The sequence below is a fragment of the Chryseobacterium sp. genome (genome assembly GCF_029240215.1).
Classification (GTDB): domain Bacteria; phylum Bacteroidota; class Bacteroidia; order Flavobacteriales; family Weeksellaceae; genus Chryseobacterium.
On sequence record NZ_JARBTK010000004.1, the window covers coordinates 134074 to 149822 of the forward strand.

The window sequence follows — 15749 nt, forward strand, 5'->3', positions numbered from 1 at the left end:
AGATAAAATTTAAAAACGGAAAGTGGCCGCTGCACTCAAAGAAAGTCTGCTTAATCCTTCTCTTTCTTCATCACCGAAATCTACCGTTGTACCGTTATATTTCATTTTGCTCAATGTTCCACCAGTAAGACCCAATTTTGGACCAATAAAAATATGATTGGTCAGTGCATATTGGTAGGCGAAATTAACTTCCAGACCTAAGTTTGAACCTTTACCTGTAATAGAGCCCGTTTTGGTAGTGTAAGAAATTACCCCCAATGCTATATCATAAAATAATTTATGTTTTGTATCATCTTTGAAATTTGAAAACATGTAAGCCGGACCGACAAATGTGATATTATCTTTTGTGCTTACGAATCCCGAAACAATTTGTCCGTTTGAATCTTGCACAGTTATTCTCCCATCACTTGAAGCCAGGTAAGTAGAATATTTCAAACCAATCGCACTATTGCTTTTAAGGTGATAATAAGCAGAAACACTTACATCAACTCCATTTTTTAAACCTTTTATGTAATCTCTTGACTCCTTCGAAATTCCTTCAGGCATTTTTGCGAGACGCCACGCATAACCAACCGAAGGTATTACTGAAATTCTGGATTCTGAAGTGGTTGCTTCCTGTGCTGAGAAAAAGAATGGAACTGCGAATGCTCCCGAAAGTAAAAGTTTTTTAAACATTGTCATCAATTTTCCGCAAAAATACATTTTTTCCAAATACGGAGAATTAAAATTTAAAACGTCTGTTTTCTTTTTTATCTGAATTTTGTTTTTTCTGCCGAATACGCTTTTCTACCGAAGACCTCGTAGGTTTTGTTTTTGCCCGGAACTTTGGAATAATTAAAGATTGATCTACCAGATCAAGAATTTTCTCAACAGCAATTTTCTTATTCTGAAGCTGCGTTCTGCTTTCTGAAACAGTTAGAAATAAAAATCCCTCAAGATTGATTCTGTTTTTAAGTTTTTCTTTGATTAAACTTTTCTGTCTCTCATTAAAAAATTCCGAATCATCCACTTTCCATGTTACAGTAACAGAAGTCTCTACTTTGTTCACGTTCTGACCTCCTGCTCCGCTGCTGCGGGAAGTTTTGAAATTCAGTTCTTTTGAGAAATCTTTCATTATTTTAAAAAATTTTCAGGAAACAATTGTGACTTCTTTTTGATATATCCAATATCTCCTTGTACAAAATTAATGTCTCCTTCATGATTGCCGATTGGCTTTGTCTTAAAAAACACCGTCCTTTTATTCGAATCAATAATTACAGAATCCCCCGAATTAATTTGACTTCCGCAAACCTGAGTGTAGATTTCCGCATTTTCACCTTTTATGGCATATGGAAAATATTTTTTTTTCTTTTTTGGATTAAAATAATTAAAATTAGACTCAAAATTGCTCATGTAAATTACAGCAAAGCAATGATTATTTGAAATATGAAAAGAATCGACTATACCTTTTAATTTAAAATCATTTTTCAAATCCAAAGAATCTTTTTTATATTCTTGTGCTCCCCATTTTTGTATTTGATAAACCATTATGACAAAAAGAATCAACATAATTGGGATTTTATATCTATTTTTCATGTAAAATTTTCATTAGTTGGATCCTGTTCACTTTTCCATTTGCAGTTCTGGGAATTTCATCAACAAAGATAATTTCTTTCGGTTTATGAAAACTTCTTTCAAACTGAATTTCAGTTATTTTCTTTATTAAATCCTCAGATTCCTTTCCTTCAATCACCGCAATTAATTTTTGTCCCAAGCTTTCATCTTTTAATCCTAAAAAAACAACTTCATTCTGAATTTCTTTTTTCACCAATGTTTCCAATGCTTCAGGAAATATTTTTGCACCGCCGGAATTGATCACATGATCAATTCTTCCTAAAAATCTAAATTGATTATCATTGCTAATTTCAACTAAATCATTAGTCTGCAAAATTTCTGAATTCAAATCGGGAGCAAAAATTTTCAGGCAACCTCTTTCATCTTTAGAAATAGAAATATTTTCAAAAACCGTAAAATAATTATCTGCTAAAGGAAAAATCTCTTTCAAGGCTATGTGAGAAAGAGTTTCTGACATTCCGTAAGTCTCGTAGATTCTTGTCATACTGTTTGAATGTCTGAGCTTTTGACTGATTGTCGACTTTAAAGATTCGGAAACAGCCGCACCACCGATAATTAAATTGTTAATCAAATGAATTTTATCTAATGAGTTTTGAACCTGCAAAGGTGTCATTGCACAGAAATCAACTGTTTCATTCAAATCTTTTAAAGGTTCTAAAGACGGATTTTTGACAATCAATTTCAATTTTCTTTCAAAAGACCGTACAACCATCATTTTCCCGGAAATGTATTCGACTGGAAGACAAATCAGTGCTTTATCATCTTCATTTAAGCCTAAAAAACTGCACGTCATCCTTGCAGAATTCAGCATTTTAGTTTTTTCAATTTCGAAAATTTTCGGAGCTCCGGTAGAACCCGAAGTCTGAACTTTTACTCTTTCAGAATCTGAGAGCCATTCTTCTAAAAAAAAAATCACTTTTTTTTCAAATTCTGTATGGGAATGTAAATTATTAATTTCGAGATTATTGAAGTCAATCACCATGATTATGCTGCTAAAAATATGATGTAAATTTAAAAAAAATAAAAAAACGATTTGCAAGTAAACAAAAAAACTGTAAATTTGCATCACCAAATAAAACAGACCTATAGTGTAGTGGTAACACACCGGTTTTTGGTACCGTTATCCGGGGTTCGAATCCCTGTGGGTCTACAAACCATCCTTTTCAAAGGGTGGTTTTTGTTTTTCACAAAACTCTGATTAATGATCACATTTGATCATTAATATTAAAAAAATCAAACTTCATCAACAATTACTTGCAGATAAAGAAAAAAACTGTAAATTTGCACCACCAAAAATAACACAGACCCATAGTGTAGTGGTAACACACCGGTTTTTGGTACCGTTATCCGGGGTTCGAATCCCTGTGGGTCTACAAACCACCCTTTTTAAAGGGTGGTTTTTTTGATTAAAAAACACTGGAAACCTTCATCTTGTGATTTATATTGGTCCGGAAATTTTATTTTAGCAATAAAAAAACCTTGACTCAAGTGAATCAAGGTCATGTTATAATGATTTCAATTTAGTTCAGATGGTTGAAAGTTCTGCTCATATTTTTTACATCAGTTATTTTAACCATTGTTTTTAAAGGCTTTTCATGATCAGTTTTAATATAATTAATTATATTTTCGTCAACATTATCATCAAACTTTCTGGCAAAAAGATGGTTCCCTTTCTGAAGAAATTCCAGATCTGCTTTCGTGAAGGTTTTGGGACGCAATTTAATATCTCCGTCAGGAATCCAGATTATCGCTCTTTTATCATCATCGACCAATGTTCCGATAAATGATGTATTCATCAAAACTGTCTGAAAGAAAGACTCATCAGGAATTAAAGTATTTAAATAATAATCTTCAAACTTTTTTACTTCTGTACTGTTTATAATAAATTCACAACAATCTCTCGTTAAAATCATCCACTGACCTCCAATGTAGGGAATTATATTTTTCATAAAATCTCTTTTATGAGTTTTGTCTGATATTTTACCTTCTGATTCTTCAAAATAATTTTCAATTCTATTCATTGTTTCAGGTCTAGCTTTTTCCTGATTGGCAATCTTAATATAGCTCTTACCGTTATTTTTTGATAAAAAATTTTTAATTATTTTTTGAGATTTTAAAGGGTAATCCTGTCCGCTCAAATTAATAAAATAGTCCCATTCTGCATTCATGTCAAGAAGGTATTTCATCCCGTCCAGTTCAGCCTGAACCATGCTGTATCCGCCCCACACAACATTTTCATGATTGAGAATATGTACATTTGGATATTTTTCAAGAAAGCTTCTTACTTCTTCACCTATTTCCTGATTTGCTTTCTTGTCAATATGTATGAGATAAAAGTTTGTGGGTTCGTAGATAGCTCTGAAAAGTTTTTTGAATTGATCAGGTAAACGATGTACTAAAATTAAATAGGCAATATTTATAGACTTCAGAGGGACATCATTAATATTATGTCCGTCGCTTTCGCTTATGTAAACATTTTTCATTTTAATATAATTTAAAAATTATGAATGTTTACAACTTATTTTATAAAGTATTAATAGACATTTTTATAAATATACGAAAAATAAAATCAATTCATTGAAAATAATCAAACCAACCACTAAGTTATGCCGGATTTTTTTATAGTAAATAAAATCTCAAAGTTCAAAATCATTGATAACTTTCAGGAATTGGAAGGTTATTTTGCTTCATATATTCAAGTAGATCATTGAATTTATCTTCATAATCATCACCCGAACATTTGTGCGAAATACTGCAGATGTCGGAGGGTTTAATTTCTAAAATGTCTGAAATTTTCGTTAAGATTTCCAGATTGATTTTCACTTTAGAATTTTCAATATCCGAATAGGCTTTCTGAGAAATCCCCATTTCAAAAGCCATGTATTCCTGGGTAAAATCTTTACTTCTTCGGATTTTTCTGATGTTTTGTCCGCATACTTTCATAGCTTTTGTTTTAGTAGTTTTTGGTATATTTTAGAAGTTTATCTATTAGCCTCAGACAAAGTTACTAAATACCTTTGTCAAAACATTAGACTTATATTATGATATTTATTTCTGTTCAACAGAAGCTTTTTGTTAAAGGGTTTTCAAAGAAATAAATTCATACTCTACTACACAACTGGAATTATGGAGACGCAAAAATTTAATTATGACAATAATATTGTCAGAGCATTCCTCTATGCTACAATCGTATTCGGAATCATCGGATTTATCCTGGGACTGACTGCTGCATTAATGCTTTTTTATCCCGAATTACCTGAATTTTTATTTGGAACAGATGATACGACTATTCAGAGTTTAAAAAGCGGAAACATTCAAGGACTCATCAATTCGCAGGGAGCTTTAGGGTTTGGAAGAATCAGAATGCTTCATACAAGTGCCGTGATCTTCGCATTCGTTTGTAATTCATTTTTCTGCGGTGCATATTACAGTATGCAGAGACTTTTAAAAACCAGAATGTACAGTGATACTTTATCCTGGGTTCATTTCTGGACGTGGCAAATTATGATCATCGCTGTTGTAATCACCTTTTTAATGGGAATCAACACCTCAAAAGAATATGCAGAGCACGAATGGCCGATTGATATTTTAATTACATTTTCGTGGGTAATTTTCGGAATCAATATGTTCGGAACGATTGCCAAAAGAAGAGTAAGACACCTTTACGTGGCTATCTGGTTTTATATTGCGACTTGGATTGCAGTTGCCATGCTCCATATTTTCAACAATCTTGAAGTTCCGTTATCATTTACAGGCTGGAAATCCTACTCTGCTTATGCGGGAGTAAAAGATGCACTTGTACAATGGTGGTACGGACACAATGCGGTAGCTTTTGTACTGACAACACCGGTTTTAGGATTGATGTATTATTTTATGCCAAAAGCAGCCAACAGACCTGTTTTTTCCTATAAATTATCAATTATTCACTTCTGGTCACTGATTTTCGTTTATCTCTGGGCAGGTCCACATCATCTTCAATACACCGCACTTCCGGCTTGGGCTCAAGCTGTAGGAACTGGGTTTTCAATTATGCTGATTGCTCCTTCATGGGGAGGAATGCTAAATGGTCTTCTCACATTACGCGGAGCCTGGGATAAAGTAAGAGAAAATCCTATTCTTAAATTTTTCGTAGTCGCTGTAACCTGTTATGGAATGGCAACTTTCGAAGGACCGCTTTTAGCAACAAAATCTTTAAATAAAATCGGTCATTATACAGACTGGGTTATCGGTCACGTACATTTAGGAGCGTTAGGATGGAATGGCTTCATGGCATTCGGAGTCGTTTATTATCTGATTCCGATCATGTGGAGAACCGAACTTTGGTCTAAAAAACTTGCCAACTGGCATTTCTGGATGGGAACTTTAGGAATTATTTTTTACGCAGTCCCGATGTATATCGCAGGATTTACCCAAGGTTTGATGTGGAAACAATTTAATCCGGACGGAACTTTATTATGGAAAAACTGGCTCGATACTGTAACTGCAATTATTCCTTATTTTAAATTAAGATTTTTAGGTGGATTATTCTATTTATGCGGAGCTGTCTTAATGGTTGTCAACGTTTACAAAACCATCAGAAAAGGTTCGTTTCAGAAAAATGTTCCTGCAGAAGCTCCGGCTTTGGCGAATGTTGGTTCATCAAGAAAAGAAGGCGAAGGCGTACATCTCTGGCTGGAAAGAACTCCTCACCTATTATCCATATTAGCTTTTATTGCTATCGCAATTGGTGGTTTGGTGGAGATCGTTCCGACATTGACTGTAAAAAGTAATTTACCTCAGATTTCAGCCGTAAAACCTTATTCACCATTAGAACTTGAAGGAAGAGACCTCTACATCCGTGAAGGCTGTAACTCATGTCACTCGCAAATGATCAGACCTTTCCGTGATGAAGTGATGAGATTTGACGGTAAAAACGGACAGTATTCTAAAGCAGGGGAGTTCGTTTACGACAGACCGTTTTTATGGGGATCGAAAAGAACCGGGCCAGATCTTCACAGAGAAGGCGACAGAAACCCGGATTCATGGCACTTCAAGCATATGTATAACCCGAGAATCACTTCCGCAGGTTCAATTATGCCTCGTTTTCCTTGGTTGATTACCAATAAACTCGACCGCTCTCAGATGACTGATAAAATCAAACTAATGAAAAACACTTTCGATATACCATACACAAAAGCAGAAATTGATTCTGCTGATCGATGGGCAGATAATCAGTCGAAAGGAATCGTTAAAAGAATTTATGCCGAAGCAACCGATGTAAAAGATCAGATGGAAAAAGAAAAAGCAGCAAAAGGAAATGCTTTTATCCCGCTTGAACAAAGAGAAATCGTTGCTATGATCGCTTATCTGCAAAGATTGGGAACCGATATCAAAACGACAGACATCAAAACTGCAAGCGTAAAATAATGAATCGTAAAAATTTTTAATACAATGAAAACGAGAACTCCAATTTCAATATATATTGCTGTAACATTGGGCTTAACCATTATGGCATTCGAGATGTTCACGCAGGATTCAGGGTATCTTACATCACCGTTTTTCTGGGCATTGCTTCTTATTGTCACCATTCTTATTTTAATAATGAATTCAATAGAAGATTTGGTTGAAAATGAAAATTTTAAAAAGCTTTCTGAAGAAGAGAAACAATTGTTTCTAAAAGAAAAATCAATTCCTTACTTCCAAAAACTTTGGAATTCAGCCTTTAAAAAACAATCTCAGTCTGAAGAAAAAGACATTCTTATCGATCACGGTTTCGACGGGATTACTGAACTTGATAATTCCTTACCCAAATGGTGGATCGGTCTTTTCTATTTCGGAATTGCTTTCTGTGCCGTTTACATGATCGCATTTGCATTTACAGATTACGCTCATCCCGAAGCAGAATATGATCAGGAAGCTAAAATGCAGCTTGCATCCATCGCAGAATACGAAAAAAGCGCACCCGCCATCAACCTTGAAACGGCAAAATATAGTGCAGATAATATCTCAGAAGGTGAACAACTTTTCAAAACCAACTGTGTAACCTGTCATTCTGAAGGTGGAAAAGGCGGAATAGGACCTAATCTTACCGACAAAAACTGGATTAACATCAAAGAAAAAAATGTTTTCAGAAATGTTTTCTGGATGCTCGAAAACGGCTCACCCAACAATCCTACAATGCGACCTTTCATCAAAGAAGGAACCATCACAGGAAAAGATGCTGAGAAAATAGCCGCTTACATTTATCACATCAATCAGGAAAAAAAACCTGTTACAGAAGATCAGGGCGGTGCTGCTCCACAAGGGGAAGTTGCAAAATGGCAAGAATAAATCTCTAATAAATATATCAACTATGAAGTAAAAACCTCCATCAGAATAATGTCCCTGTTGTATCCGACTAACATCTGAAAACCTATTCACTTTTTAAATATTCTCTAAATATTTAACTTCAATAGGGGCATTTTCTATCTAAAACCTGTTCTCTGAGCAGGTTTTATTTTTTAGTTATTATTCAATTTAATATGATTTAAGGCGGGTTGGCAAACATATTGCAGGTGTTTTTAACAAAAGTTTTTTTCAATAACTAAATCATAAAAAGATAATCATGAAAATATTCCTACATTCTTATTTTTCTACTGATAAAATTTAATTCATAAACACTTATAATTAAGATAGTTTTAACACTATTATCCTTAAGAGTAATTATTTACATCAGTCTAAATCATATAAAATTGAAAAGAAAAATAAACTTTAAAAAAATAATTAAAGGTATTGCGATCACGATTATTTCAATACTTGTTATCCTTATTCTCGCTATTTTCAGTCTGAGAATTCCTGCTGTTCAGAATTACGTGAAAGATAAGCTTGTCGTTTACCTTGAGAAAAAAATAAAAACAAAAGTAAGTCTCGAAAAAGTTTACATCGGTTTTCCGAACAGTCTAGTTATGGAGAACTTGTATTTGAAAGGTCAGAATATCGATACACTTCTGGCGGTAAGAAAATTTGACGTTGGTCTCGATATGTGGAAACTGATCAATTCAAAAGCGGACATTACTTCGGTTGATCTCGAAGGCGTAAGAGCCAACGTGGTGAGGAAACCAGACGGAAAATTCAATTTTGATTACATTATTGATGCCTTTGCCACTTCAGACAAAGAAGAAAGCACATCAAAACCATTCATTATTTCACTTGATAAAATTAAACTGAAAGATATTGGTTTGACTTTTAATGATCAACAGTCAAAAAATGACATCAAAGTTTATTTCAACTCGTTCGATACCAGAGTAAAGACATTTGATCTTCAGAATAATTCTTACGCTGTCAACGACATCAATCTTGACGGATTAAAATTAAAACTAAAACAGGACTTTATAGAAGAAGTTGCAGATAATGTAGAACAAAAAGTAGATTCTCTCAATCAGAAAAAACCGATGAAATTAGGTTTAAGCGGAATTAAACTGACCAATTTTAACATCGATTACGGTGACGACAATACCAAAACATTTGCTAAAGTTCTCTTCAAAGAACTAAGCACCAATATCAACGATCTTGATCTTGAAAACAAATCTTACAACGTTGGAAATGTTTATCTGACAGGCGCAAACATTAACGCCAATCTTTATCTTCCGACAGCAAACGCAAATCCTAAAGACACAAAAGCAGAATCAGATACATCAAAAAATTCAGCGAAAGAAAAAGCAATGAAAGTTCTTTTAGGAAAACTGATTCTTGATGATGTAAAAGTCGCTTACAATAATACCGCAGTCGCTCCAACCAAAAGCGGAATGGATTTTAATCATTTGAATTTTGCAAAATTAAATCTTGATGTCCGAAATTTTAAAATGGAAAACAATGGTTTTGCAGGAAGTGTAAAATCTGCCGAAATACAGGAAGCGAGAGGTCTGAATGTTCAGAAATTCAATACCGACTTTGTCTATGAAGCAGAACAGGCTTATTTGAAAAATTTGTATTTACAAACTCCGAAAACGGTTTTAAGAGACGAAATTATTTTAAATTACAATTCAATTGAACAACTTTCTGCAAATCCGGGAGCTGTGAAAATTTCAGCAGACATCCGTGATTCTAAAGTTGGATTTTCAGATATTTTAAACTTGGTTCCGAGCCTGAGAAATACTGCTCCATTCAATAAATATCCGAATTCGACTTTAAATGTCAATGCGATTTTAAAAGGAACGATTAATGATATTGCCATTCAGAATCTGAAAGTTTCCGGTTTGGATCGGTTGAAAGTTGCAGCTTCAGGAAGAATTAAAAATGCGATGAATCCTGATAATCTATATTACGATTTAAAAATTGCAGAAGTTTCTTCATCCGCTAAAACGATTTACAATTTAGTTCCGAAAAATACGATTCCGAAAAACATTACTTTACCGTCATTCTTTACAATAAAAGGAACTGCAAAAGGAACGACCAAAGTTGTGGACACCAATTTACGTCTTACTTCAACTCTCGGAAATGCCGGAATTATCGTTAAAGTTGATATGCGAAGAAAAAACCGTGAATTATATGATGTAAAAGCCAATCTTCAGAACTTACAGATCGGAAAAATTATTCAGAATAAAGATTTAGGATCAATTACTGCGCAGATTTCTGCGAAAGGAGAAAGCTTTGACTTTAAAAATGCAAATGCCAATCTTAAAGGTTTTGTTCAGTCTGCGACATACAAAGGTTACCGTTATCAGAATATGAATCTGGTTGGAAAAATCAATCGTGGAGCCTACAACGTCATTCTCAATTCAAAGGACCCGAATGCCAATTTACAATTGACAGCTTCCGGAGTGTATACCGACAAAAATCCGACTGTAAAAATCAATGGAAACATCAATAAATTAGATTTAAATAAATTAGGATTTTACAGTTCACCAATGATCATCGCAGGAGCAATTGACGGTGATTTTAAAAGCCTGGATCCCGATAATTTAAATGGTTATCTCAATCTTAAAGATTTTGCCGTTTCAGACACGAAAGAAGTTTATCCTATTCAGGAAGTTAATTTATTGGCTGTTTCTACGGCAGATTCCACAAAAATAAAATTCAATTCTCAGATTGCGGATGTAGAACTGAACGGAAAATATAAACTGACCCAGATTTTTGGTGCATTACAACAAACAATCAATCAGTATTATCAATTCCAGAAGCCCGGAAAAGCACAGAAAATTGATGCAGGACAGTTTTTTACTTTCAATGCAAAAATCAAAAATGATGATCTGATCAGAAAATTTGTTCCGGAATTGAAAAGCTTTGAGACGATCAATATCAACGGAAATTACAATGCAGATTCTCAGCAAATTTTAATTGACGCACAAATTCCGCAGGTTTTGTATGGAACGAATACACTTGAAAGCACTTCACTCGAAATAACTAATGAAAATCAGGCTTTACAGTATGATTTGAGTGTTGCAGCTTTAAAAAGTGAGAGTTTTGCTTTAAATAAAGTCAATATCAATGGTGATGTTGCCAACAATATTATCAATTACAACATCACGACAAAAGATGATAAAGATGTCACCCAGTTTTTAATTGCAGGAAATGCAAAATCAATGAATGACATCACCGAAATTTCATTAAATCCAAATGGTTTAAAACTGAATTATATGGATTGGACGGTTGCCGAAAACAATAAGATCCAAATTTTCAGTCAGGGAATTGTTGCGGATAATTTTACACTTTCCAATGCAGGAGCTGAGATTTCTTTGCAATCGGAAAGCAATTCTCCAAGCAGTCCTTTAAATGTTTCGTTAAAAGATTTTAAAATCGAAACAATTACTGAGATCATTAAAAAAGATTCTCTTTTGGCAAAAGGAACCATCAACGGAACGGCGCAACTGAGAGATTTAACCAAAAATATGACGTTCACTTCAGACATCAATGTTTCTGATCTGATCGTTTACGGAAGTCCCGTTGGAAATTTAGCGATTAAAGTCAATAATCAATCTGCTAATCTTCTGAATGCCGATATTGCGCTTTCAGGGAACAGTAATGATGTGAAAATCACAGGAAATTATAATACTTCGGCAAGTACTTTTGATTTAGATTTAGATATGAATCAGCTTCAGATGAAAACTTTACAAGGCTTTTCTATGAATGCCATTACCAATACGGAAGGCTATCTTTCCGGAGATCTAAAAATTACCGGAACGACGACTGCGCCGAAGATTTTGGGAGATTTAAAGCTGAATAATGTTGGGTTAATGATTTCACAGACTGGAAGTGATTTTAGAAATATCAACGATAAAATAGGATTTACTAACAGAGGAATTGAATTTGACAACTTCAAGATCAACGATAAAGACGGAAATTCTCTGAATATTGACGGACAGGTTCTGACGCAGACGTACAGAGATTTTGCATTTAATCTTGATGTGAATGCTAAAGATTTCAAGGTGGTAAATTCTGAAAAATCAAACGATGCAATGATGTACGGAATTCTGTCTATCGACGCAGCATTGAAGGTACGTGGAAACCTCAATCTGCCAAAAGTTGACGGAAGACTTGCAGTTTCCAAAGACACCGATTTTACTTTTGTCTTACCACAATCAAGCCCTTCTTTACAAGAAAGAGACGGAATTGTAGAATTTATTGATCAGGATCAGGTGGCTTTAAACAAAACAATCAAAGCAGATTCTATCGATACACAAAGCCCGATTAAAGGAATGGATCTGAGCGTAAACATTGAAGTCGATAAAGAAGCAAAAATGTCAATCGTTATTGATAAAGCAGCCGGAGATTTCGTCAAGCTTCAGGGTGAAGCTGATCTGACCGGTGGAATTGATCCTTCAGGAAAAACAACTTTGGTAGGAGTTTACCAAGTAGAAAAAGGAAGCTACGAAATGTCTGTAAGTGTTCTGAAAAGAAAATTTGACATCCAAAAAGGAAGTACAATCACATGGACAGGTGAACCCACAACCGCCAATCTCGATATTACCGCAATTTATAAAACCGAAACTGCCCCGATTGATCTTGTAGAACAACAATATAATGATTCGGAACTCAACCAGTTTAAGCAGAGAATACCATTCAATACATTGTTAATTTTGAAAGGTGAATTACTAAAACCACAAATTAGTTTTGACATTACTACAGAAGAAAAAAACAATGCAGTTTCATCACTCGTTACTGATGCTGTGGATGCTAAACTCGCTCAGCTGAGAGAAGATGAAAATGAAATGAACAAGCAAGTTTTTGCATTGCTATTACTGAATCGTTTCATTGGTGAAAATCCGTTTCAAAGCAATTCCGGGCTTTCTGCAGAAACGATGGCAAGACAAAGTGTAAGTAAAATTCTTTCTCAGCAACTGAATAATCTGGCTTCGGATCTTATAAAAGGAGTTGATCTGAATTTTGATCTTGAATCTTCCGAAGATTACTCTACCGGAACACAAAATACCAGAACTGACCTGAACATAGGTCTGAGCAAAAGGTTATTGAATGATAGACTGAAAGTTTCTGTTGGAAGTAATTTCGGACTGGAAGGTGAAGCCCGACAAAACGAAAATACCACCAATATTGCAGGAGATGTTACGGTAGATTACAGCCTTTCACGAGACGGAAGATATATGCTTCGTGCGTACCGTAAAAATGATTATCAGGTTGCATTACAGGGACAAATCGTAGAAACGGGAGTCGGATTTATCATCACATTGGATTATGATAAATTCAGAGATATTTTCAGAAAGTCGAGAAATAATCGAAACAGGGAAAACAGAGAGAACAAGAAAAAACAGGATAACCAAGTCGTAGAGTTTAAATAATGAAAAATAAGTTTAATATATACTGTAAATATTTTTTGGCATCGGGAATTACTGCAGCAGTTGTCTCTTGCAGCAATACTAAATTTCTGAAGGAAGGACAAATGCTTTATACAGGAGCAGAAGTAAATATTGAAAATGACACGCTTCCCAAAAAGAAAAAAAATGAACTAAAAGCTGCTCTCGAAGAAAATTTAACACCAAAACCCAATTCATCTTTTTTTGGATTAAGACCAAAACTGTATGCTTACAATGCTACAAAAGAACCGAAGAAAGAAAAAGGGTTGAGATATTGGCTGAAATATAAGTTTGGAGAAGAACCCGTTTTGTTGGGAGATGTCGACAGAGAATTCAACAAAGATATCATTGTCAATTATTCTGAAAACAAAGGATATTTTAATGCAAAAGCAAAGTACGATACGGTTTCAAAAAATAAAAAAGCAAGAGTAATTTATACTTTAAATCCCGGAGCACAATATCTCATCAGCAATGTCAATTTTGTGCAGGATTCAAGTCTTATCAATCAGGAAATCCAGAATTTAAAAGGCAAAACCTTATTAAAAGCCGGAAATCCTTTTGACCTTGATGTCATCAAATCTGAAAGACAGCGAATTGATGACGGTTTGAAAGACAAAGGTTTTTATTATTTCAATCCCGACAATATTATCGTTCAGGCAGACAGTACGGTGAGTAAAGATCATAAAGTCGAAATGATCGTCAAATTGAAAGACAACACTCCGAAACTCGCAACTGAGCAATTCACGATTGATAAAGTGGTTGTGTTCCCGAATTACAATCTTCGTGATGCTAAAAAAGGGAAATATGATATTCCGATGAATCCTGATTCGTTGAAAAAATATGAATACAATGATATCTATGTCGTTGATCCTGATAAAAAATTTAAGCCGAAAATTTTTGACCGTGCTTTATATTTTGACAAAGGCGATATTTACAACAGAAAAGATCACAATTTGTCATTGAACCGATTGATCAGTCTTGGTGTTTTTAAATTTGTAAAAAATGAATTTGTTGTTTCAGATTCTTTAAATCATAAGTTTGATGCCTATTATATTCTGACTCCGAGAGAATTGCAATCGTTACGTTTGGAAGCTTTAGGAAGAACCAATTCTGCGAATTATGCAGGAAGTGAATTAAATTTAAACTGGACTCAAAGAAATTTCTTCCGCGGTGCAGAGCAGTTTAAAGCTTCTGTTTACGGCGCTTTTGATGTTCAGATCGGTGGTCCTGCAGATGCAGAAAATATTTTCAGAGCAGGTGCGAATGCACAATTATCTATTCCGAGAATTGTTGCACCTTTCCGTTTCAATTCTTCGAGTTCATTTGTCCCGAGAACGAATATTCAGCTCGGATATGAGTTTCAGAACCGTACAACTTTATATACTTTAAATACATTCAACGCCTCATTCGGTTATCAGTGGAAAGAAAATGTACGAAAAGAACACGAACTTAAACTAATTGATATTTCATTAATTGATCCGGCGAATGTTACTCCGAAATATACTGCAAAATATCAACAAAATCCATATTTGGAAAGAGTTGTAGATCAGCAATTAATATTCGGACCCACTTATTCTTATACCTATTCCACCACAATGCTTCCCCGCAAAAACACATTCTATTATAAAGGAATGCTTGATCTGGCAGGAAACATCACAGGACTTGTAACAGGAGCTAATGCGAAAGAAGGAAAAGAAAAAACAATCTTCGGAGTTCCTTTCAGTCAGTATGCAAAAATTGAAAATGACGTAAGATTCTATCACAAATTCAACGAAAAAACATCCTTCGCTTCAAGATTTATTGCCGGAGTTGCTGTGCCTTACGGAAATTCAGAACATATTCCGTTTTCGAGACAGTTTTTTGTAGGAGGAAGCAACAGTATTCGTGCTTTCCGTGCGAGAACTTTGGGACCGGGAAGTTATGATCCGAGACCACAACAACAAAATGGTGGCTTTGTGTTTGATCAGGCAGGTGATGTAAAATTAGAATTAAATGCAGAATATCGGGCCAATATTTATAAATTCTTAAATGTTGCCGTATTTGCAGACGCAGGAAATATCTGGTTGATCAATGATGAACTCAATAACGAAGGACAGATTACAAGACCGGGCGGAAAATTTTCTAAAGAATTTTTAAGCGAAATTGCCGTTGGTGCAGGTGTTGGTCTGAGACTTGATTTTTCAATTTTGATTCTGAGACTTGACCTTGCAATGCCCCTGAGAGTTCCTTATTACGAAAAAAGTGATCGATGGGCTTTTGATAAAATCAATTTTGGGGATTCTAGTTGGAGAAGAGACAATCTTATCCTGAATATAGCGATCGGATATCCTTTTTAAATGCTTATTGACAATTGGTTTATCTAAAAACAAT

General features: G+C 34.6%; 10 protein-coding genes and 2 tRNA genes. 6 read left to right on the forward strand and 6 right to left on the reverse strand.

Translation table 11 applies throughout. The annotated features are described in order from the left end of the window. Positions 1–9: 9 nt before the first annotated feature. From K0R77_RS10265 to K0R77_RS10280, 4 genes are read right to left on the reverse strand one after another with little or no spacing between them, the layout of a single operon-like run. Positions 10–675 carry a hypothetical protein gene (locus tag K0R77_RS10265; protein ID WP_300351959.1) on the reverse strand — a complete coding sequence of 222 codons (666 nt, stop codon included), beginning with the start codon at positions 673–675 and terminating at the stop codon, positions 10–12. A 46-nt stretch (positions 676–721) separates the two neighbouring features. Continuing rightward, positions 722–1114, reverse strand: coding sequence for an alternative ribosome rescue aminoacyl-tRNA hydrolase ArfB (arfB, locus tag K0R77_RS10270; protein ID WP_300351961.1), 393 nt, complete (start codon positions 1112–1114; stop codon positions 722–724). After that, positions 1114–1575, reverse strand: coding sequence for a hypothetical protein (locus tag K0R77_RS10275; RefSeq protein ID WP_300351962.1), 462 nt, complete (start codon positions 1573–1575; stop codon positions 1114–1116). Before K0R77_RS10275 ends, arfB begins: the two co-directional genes overlap by 1 nt. After that, positions 1565–2596, reverse strand: coding sequence for an AMP-binding protein (locus K0R77_RS10280; RefSeq protein WP_300351964.1), 1032 nt, complete (start codon positions 2594–2596; stop codon positions 1565–1567). The genes K0R77_RS10275 and K0R77_RS10280 overlap by 11 nt, the downstream gene beginning before the upstream one ends. Positions 2597–2693: 97 nt before the next feature. Here K0R77_RS10280 and K0R77_RS10285 point away from each other — a divergent pair. Both K0R77_RS10285 and K0R77_RS10290 read left to right on the forward strand, forming a co-directional pair. Further along, positions 2694–2764: transfer RNA gene (locus K0R77_RS10285), tRNA-Gln, on the forward strand. A gap of 152 nt (positions 2765–2916) precedes the next feature. Continuing rightward, positions 2917–2987: transfer RNA gene (locus K0R77_RS10290), tRNA-Gln, on the forward strand. Between the two features lie 147 nt (positions 2988–3134). Here the strand turns inward: K0R77_RS10290 and K0R77_RS10295 are convergent. Further along, positions 3135–4097, reverse strand: a complete 963-nt coding sequence (locus K0R77_RS10295; protein WP_300351966.1) for a beta-1,6-N-acetylglucosaminyltransferase — start codon at positions 4095–4097, stop codon at positions 3135–3137. Between the two features lie 166 nt (positions 4098–4263). After that, complete coding sequence (locus tag K0R77_RS10300) at positions 4264–4557, reverse strand: helix-turn-helix transcriptional regulator (protein ID WP_300351968.1); 294 nt, start codon at positions 4555–4557, stop codon at positions 4264–4266. A gap of 183 nt (positions 4558–4740) precedes the next feature. Between K0R77_RS10300 and ccoN the strand changes: the two genes are divergently transcribed. From ccoN to K0R77_RS10320, 4 genes are all read left to right on the forward strand, one after another. Continuing rightward, on the forward strand, positions 4741–7020 hold the full coding sequence (gene ccoN, locus K0R77_RS10305) for a cytochrome-c oxidase, cbb3-type subunit I (RefSeq protein ID WP_300351969.1): 2280 nt from the start codon (positions 4741–4743) through the stop codon (positions 7018–7020). Between the two features lie 24 nt (positions 7021–7044). Beyond that, positions 7045–7923: a cbb3-type cytochrome c oxidase N-terminal domain-containing protein gene (locus tag K0R77_RS10310; RefSeq protein WP_300351971.1), complete on the forward strand. Its 879-nt coding sequence runs from the start codon at positions 7045–7047 to the stop codon at positions 7921–7923. A gap of 401 nt (positions 7924–8324) precedes the next feature. Continuing rightward, positions 8325–13364 carry a translocation/assembly module TamB domain-containing protein gene (locus K0R77_RS10315; protein WP_300351973.1) on the forward strand — a complete coding sequence of 1680 codons (5040 nt, stop codon included), beginning with the start codon at positions 8325–8327 and terminating at the stop codon, positions 13362–13364. Continuing rightward, positions 13364–15715, forward strand: coding sequence for a BamA/TamA family outer membrane protein (locus tag K0R77_RS10320; RefSeq protein WP_300351975.1), 2352 nt, complete (start codon positions 13364–13366; stop codon positions 15713–15715). Before K0R77_RS10315 ends, K0R77_RS10320 begins: the two co-directional genes overlap by 1 nt. Positions 15716–15749 lie beyond the last annotated feature (34 nt).

Excerpts from the sequence above, each read along its gene's own strand:
- K0R77_RS10265 (WP_300351959.1), bottom strand. The coding sequence starts at position 675 with ATGTTTAAAAAACTTTTACTTTCGGGAGCATTCGCAGTTCCATTCTTT.
- arfB (WP_300351961.1), bottom strand. The coding sequence starts at position 1,114 with ATGAAAGATTTCTCAAAAGAACTGAATTTCAAAACTTCCCGCAGCAGC.
- K0R77_RS10275 (WP_300351962.1), bottom strand. The coding sequence starts at position 1,575 with ATGAAAAATAGATATAAAATCCCAATTATGTTGATTCTTTTTGTCATA.
- K0R77_RS10280 (WP_300351964.1), bottom strand. The coding sequence starts at position 2,596 with ATGGTGATTGACTTCAATAATCTCGAAATTAATAATTTACATTCCCAT.
- K0R77_RS10295 (WP_300351966.1), bottom strand. The coding sequence starts at position 4,097 with ATGAAAAATGTTTACATAAGCGAAAGCGACGGACATAATATTAATGAT.
- K0R77_RS10300 (WP_300351968.1), bottom strand. The coding sequence starts at position 4,557 with ATGAAAGTATGCGGACAAAACATCAGAAAAATCCGAAGAAGTAAAGAT.
- ccoN (WP_300351969.1), top strand. The coding sequence starts at position 4,741 with ATGGAGACGCAAAAATTTAATTATGACAATAATATTGTCAGAGCATTC.
- K0R77_RS10310 (WP_300351971.1), top strand. The coding sequence starts at position 7,045 with ATGAAAACGAGAACTCCAATTTCAATATATATTGCTGTAACATTGGGC.
- K0R77_RS10320 (WP_300351975.1), top strand. The coding sequence starts at position 13,364 with ATGAAAAATAAGTTTAATATATACTGTAAATATTTTTTGGCATCGGGA.